Consider the following 4,315-nt stretch of genomic DNA (forward strand, 5'->3'; position numbering starts at 1 on the left):
CTGCTGCGCATGCGCAGCAGGATCGAGGAACAGCGCCGCACGGCCGGCGGCGAGGCACTCATGGGGTTCGGGATGGCGGTGATGGCCGTGCCCGCGGCCGTGCTCGCGCCGCCGCGCTGGGCGTGGCTGGTCTACGCCGCGGTGTTCGGCGCGGCCGGGCTGCACACCATGTGGGCGGCCCGCAGCCACCCGCACCACCTCCACCACCTGGTCGGCGCGTTCGCGATGGCCTATATGTCGGTGGCGATGGCCATGGCTCCGGGCGCGCACGCGGGCCACGGAGGCGCCGGCGTTCCGTTGCTGACCGGCGCACTCCTGCTGTACTTCGCGGGGTACGTGCTGTGGTCGGGCGCCCGGCTGGCCCCCCGGGCGGTCTCCTCGGCGGCGGGCGGCGCGGCCGTTCTGGGGTGGGCGGACCGCTCCGAGGTGGCGCTGGCGTGCCGGTTGTCGATGGGGATCGGGATGGTGGCGATGCTGCTGACGCTGTAGGCGCGCCTCGGCGTCAGGTCAGCGGGGCGAGCGCGGCAGGACCGGCGGCACCTCTCAGCGTCCGGTCAGCGCGGCCAGTGCGGTGAGGCCGTCGATCCGCCGGTCGGCCGCGTCGAAGACGCCGGGGTCGTCCGCCCAGTAGTGCCCCCACGGGCCGCGGCGGATGTGGGCCGTCCGCAGTCCGGCCCGCCGGGCGGGGAACACGTCGTGGTCGGGGTGGTCGCCGACGTACAGCGTCTCCTGGGGGTCGGCCTGGGCCACTTCGAGCACCCGGGCGAAGAAGGCGGGGTCCGGCTTCGTCACGCCCCAGTCGCCCGAGGTGGCGATGTGGTCGGCGGGCAGGTCGAGGTCGCGCAGGAGCTCGCCCGCACGCGCCGTCCCGTTCCCGGCCACGACGACGCGGATGCCCAGCTTCTGCAGGCCGCCGAGGGCGGGACGCACGTCCGGGTAGAGGTCGGCCTCGCCCAGATGCTCACCCCGGCCCGCGGTCTCGCGTGCGCGGCAGGCGGAAGCGACGTCCATCTCCGGGCTGATGAGCCGCAGCACGTCGGCGTCGTCCCCGCCCTGCGCGACGACGGCTCCGACGAGCGCGGACACGGTGTGGCGCGGCACCTGGAGCCAGTCCGCCCAGGATGCCCAGTAGCGGTCGTCTTTGGTGAGGGTCTCCCCCACGTCGAACACGATGGTCTCGATCATCATCCGCACCTTAACGGCGACCCGGCGCCCGGTCCGCGGTCGTCACTCGTACGAGAATTACGCACGTGTCGGCCGTGGCGTGCGTCACTTGGGGTGGCAGCCCATACCCTCGGGTAGTCCGACCCTCATAGGCTGGGCGCCATGATGGTCCCCGTCGCGCTGTTGCTGCTGGGCGCCCTGACCGCTGTCGTCGCTCCCCGGATGCTCGCGCGGGCCGACTGGCCGGAGCGCGAACCCGTGGTCGCGCTGTGGGCTTGGCAGTGTGTGGTGGCGGGTGTGCTGCTCTGCTGCGCGCTCTCGATGGTCCTGAGCGCCGCCGCCGCGTGGCAGGCCGTGCGCGGCCACGTCTTCGCGCCCGCGCCGCACGCCGTGGTCGAGGCGTACGCGCTGCAGGCACCCGGCCCCTGGGCGGCGGCGACCGCCGTGGTGCTGGCCTGTGGCGGCGTGTGGACCGCGGCCATGCTGGCCAGGGAGATCGTGCGGGCGCGGGTGCGTCGCTCCGGGAACCGGGCCGAACTGCTCGAACGCTCCCCGCTGTTGCCCGGCGAGGAGCCCGGCAGCAATCGCCTCGTCGTCCTGGAGGGTGAGCGCCCCGACGCCTGGTGGCTGCCGGGCCAGGCACCGCAACTGGTCGTCACCACGGCCGCGTTGCGCCGCCTGAAGGGCCGTCAGCTCGACGCGGTGCTGGCCCACGAGCAGGGTCACGCGCAGGCCAGGCACGACTGGTTGCTGCACTGCTCGGGCGCGCTGGCGATCGGGTTCCCGCAGGTGCGGGTGTTCGCGGCGTTCCGCGACGAGATGCACCGGCTGGTGGAGCTGGCCGCCGACGACGTGGCGTCGCGTCGTTTCGGCCGCCTGACGATCGCCCTCGCGCTGGTCGAACTCAACGAGGACCGCGGCGTCTTCGGCCCCTGCCCGGCCCACCAGGCACACGTCCCGCAGCGCGTGCACCGCCTCCTCGCGGCCCGCCCCCGCCTCACCACGGGACGCAGACTCCGCCTGACGGCGACGGCCGCGCTGGTACCGGTGATCCCCGTCCTGGTCACCTTCGTACCGGGACTGCGCGCGCTGGGCTAGGGCGACCGTCCGTTCGGACCGGCTGCCACCGGGCTGTCCGGACCGGCCGCCACCGGGACACCCCGCCGCCCCGGGATGGCCTCACCCCCGCCCCGTCGGCGAGGATCACTTCATGTACTCCGCGCCCACCGACACCCCGACCCGACCGCCCGGCGCCCGGGCCGCGCTCACCGCTGCGGCCCTCGGCGTGCCGTCGCTCCTGCTGCTCCTCCTGGTCGCGCTTGAGTGGCGGCCGCTGCTCTCGCTCGACGGTGAGATCGCGCGCACCACCCACCGCTGGGCGGTGGACGAATCCGGGATCACGCGCGCCAGCCGCATCCTCACCGACTGGGTGTGGGACCCCTGGACGATGCGCGCCCTGTGCGCGGTGGCGGTGATCTGGCTTGCGCTGCGCGGGGCGTGGTGGCTCGCGCTCTGGCTGACCGGCACCTGCGCGGTCGGCTCCGCGCTGCAGCAGGGGCTCAAGGCCGCGGTCGACCGGCCGCGCCCGGTCTGGCCGGACCCGGTGGACTCCGCGCACTACGCGGCGTTCCCGTCGGGGCACGCGATGACGGCGGTGGTCGTCTGCGGTCTGCTCCTGTGGGTGCTGCACCTGTACGGCGTCCGCCCCGCCGTGTGGCGCGCCTGCCTGACGCTCGCCGTGGTCTCCGTCGTCGGGGTCGGGGCGACCCGGATCTGGCTCGGTGTGCACTGGCCGTCGGACGTGGTGGGCGGCTCGCTGCTCGGCGCCCTGATGGTGGCGCTGGCGATCGCGACGTACGCGTACCGGCCCGGCAGGCGCCACGGGACCACCCCCTCGTGACAGGCCGCGCCGTCAACCTGTATTGACGGGTGCTAAACGCTTCTGGTGCGGCGAGAGATGAAGAAGCATGAACGCCATGACAGCCCTGGTGCCAGGGTGGGCAGTTGAAGGGGCAGTGTTCGTGCTGCGGGTGATCCCGTGGTCCGGCTGCTGCGTCCTGCTCGTCGTCGGAGTGATGCGGCTCCTCGCGGAGAGGTCCCGTCGCAGGACGCTGCTGGCCATCGCCGTCCAGGCGCCGCCCGGCACCGTGGTGGCCCAGGAGCGGGGATCGGGTGGTCCGAGAGTGTGGATTCGGGTGGGAGGCGGGGCCGCGCCGCTTCCGGAGCGGGAGTCATGACGCCCCGGATCCCACCGGAGCACTGGGGAGAGATCGCGGAGCTCTACGTACGGTTCCGCGACGACATGGTCCGCTTCGCGGCACGGCTGCTCGGCGGCGCGCGGCACATGGCTCACGACTTGGTGCAGGAGACCTTCAAGGCCGCCGCTCTGCGGTGGGGCAAGCTGCGGACCCGTACCGGGGACGAGCAACGTGCCTGGTTGTACCGGGTGTTGAAGAACAAGGTCTTCGACCAGTGGGGCGCGGCCAGCCGCTCGGAATCCGGCGGTCCCAGTGACGATCTGGTGGCCGACCTGGACACACCGCGGACAGCGGTCTCCAATCTGCTGTTGCGGAGGTGCTGGAAAATCATCGACAGCATGACCCGCGCCCAGCGCCGGGTGGCACTCTTGAAATGGCAGGGCGAATGGACGACCGGCGAGATCGCCGAGCATCTGGACATCGCTGAGAGCACCGTGCGGGTCCATCTGCGCAATGCGCGGCGGACCCTGGCCACGGAGCTGGGGAGCGAGGTCGTCTTCCCTTCCGAGTGGCGGGACGAGCGTCCGGGAGAGGCGGCACAGGATGAGTGACGGCCAGCGCAGGACCGACGCACCCGGCGCTCCTTCTCCCTCGGGAACCCCGGTGGGCGCCGACGACCTCGTGAAGCAGCTCGACCGCGTGGCCGATGCGCAGCCTCCGATCCCCAGCACCTCTGAGGGCCTGCTGGAGCTGCGGCAGTGGATGGCCCAGGAAGTGCACCCGGTTCAGGACGTGCGCTCCGTTCAGGAGCGGCGGCAGCAGTGGGCGAGCACGTCGCCTGTTGATGCCGTGGCCACAAAGGCGGTTTCCGCCCTGGGCGGTGGCGACCGGCCGTCTGCGCGGGGTGTCGGCGTCGGTGTCGCGGTCCCCTCCCCGACCACTGGCGGCAACCG

At 73.1% G+C, this 4,315-nt stretch carries 7 protein-coding genes; 6 read left to right on the top strand and 1 reads right to left on the bottom strand.

From position 1 onward, the window contains the following. On the top strand, window positions 1–489 hold a 489-nt coding region (locus tag AOK03_RS30710), incomplete at its 5' end, for a DUF5134 domain-containing protein (protein ID WP_055568635.1). Window positions 490–543: 54 nt separating this feature from the next. Here AOK03_RS30710 and AOK03_RS30715 read toward each other — a convergent pair. After that, entirely contained in the window at window positions 544–1,185 is a 642-nt protein-coding gene (locus AOK03_RS30715; RefSeq protein WP_055568641.1) for an HAD family hydrolase, read from the bottom strand. Between the two features lie 141 nt (window positions 1,186–1,326). Between AOK03_RS30715 and AOK03_RS30720 the strand changes: the two genes are divergently transcribed. The 5 genes from AOK03_RS30720 to AOK03_RS30740 form a co-directional block, all read left to right on the top strand. Further along, window positions 1,327–2,262 carry a M56 family metallopeptidase gene (locus AOK03_RS30720; protein ID WP_055568636.1) on the top strand — a complete coding sequence of 312 codons (936 nt, stop codon included), beginning with the start codon at window positions 1,327–1,329 and terminating at the stop codon, window positions 2,260–2,262. Between the two features lie 112 nt (window positions 2,263–2,374). Further along, a complete protein-coding gene (locus tag AOK03_RS30725) occupies window positions 2,375–3,064 on the top strand; it encodes a phosphatase PAP2 family protein (protein ID WP_055568637.1) in 690 nt (229 codons plus the stop codon). A gap of 121 nt (window positions 3,065–3,185) precedes the next feature. Beyond that, entirely contained in the window at window positions 3,186–3,401 is a 216-nt protein-coding gene (locus AOK03_RS30730; protein WP_157869121.1) for a hypothetical protein, read from the top strand. Then, on the top strand, window positions 3,398–3,973 hold the full coding sequence (locus tag AOK03_RS30735; protein WP_055568639.1) for an RNA polymerase sigma factor: 576 nt from the start codon (window positions 3,398–3,400) through the stop codon (window positions 3,971–3,973). The genes AOK03_RS30730 and AOK03_RS30735 overlap by 4 nt, the downstream gene beginning before the upstream one ends. Window positions 3,974–4,025: 52 nt before the next feature. Next, window positions 4,026–4,315: hypothetical protein (locus AOK03_RS30740; RefSeq protein WP_055568640.1), on the top strand; the 290-nt coding region annotated here is incomplete at its 3' end.

The organism is Streptomyces atriruber (genome assembly GCF_001418325.1).
In the GTDB taxonomy this organism is placed as follows: Bacteria; Actinomycetota; Actinomycetes; order Streptomycetales; family Streptomycetaceae; genus Streptomyces; species Streptomyces atriruber.

Coding starts and splice junctions, on each gene's coding strand:
- AOK03_RS30715 (WP_055568641.1), bottom strand. CDS start 1,185: ATGATCGAGACCATCGTGTTCGACGTGGGGGAGACCCTCACCAAAGAC.
- AOK03_RS30720 (WP_055568636.1), top strand. CDS start 1,327: ATGATGGTCCCCGTCGCGCTGTTGCTGCTGGGCGCCCTGACCGCTGTC.
- AOK03_RS30735 (WP_055568639.1), top strand. CDS start 3,398: ATGACGCCCCGGATCCCACCGGAGCACTGGGGAGAGATCGCGGAGCTC.
- AOK03_RS30725 (WP_055568637.1), top strand. CDS start 2,375: ATGTACTCCGCGCCCACCGACACCCCGACCCGACCGCCCGGCGCCCGG.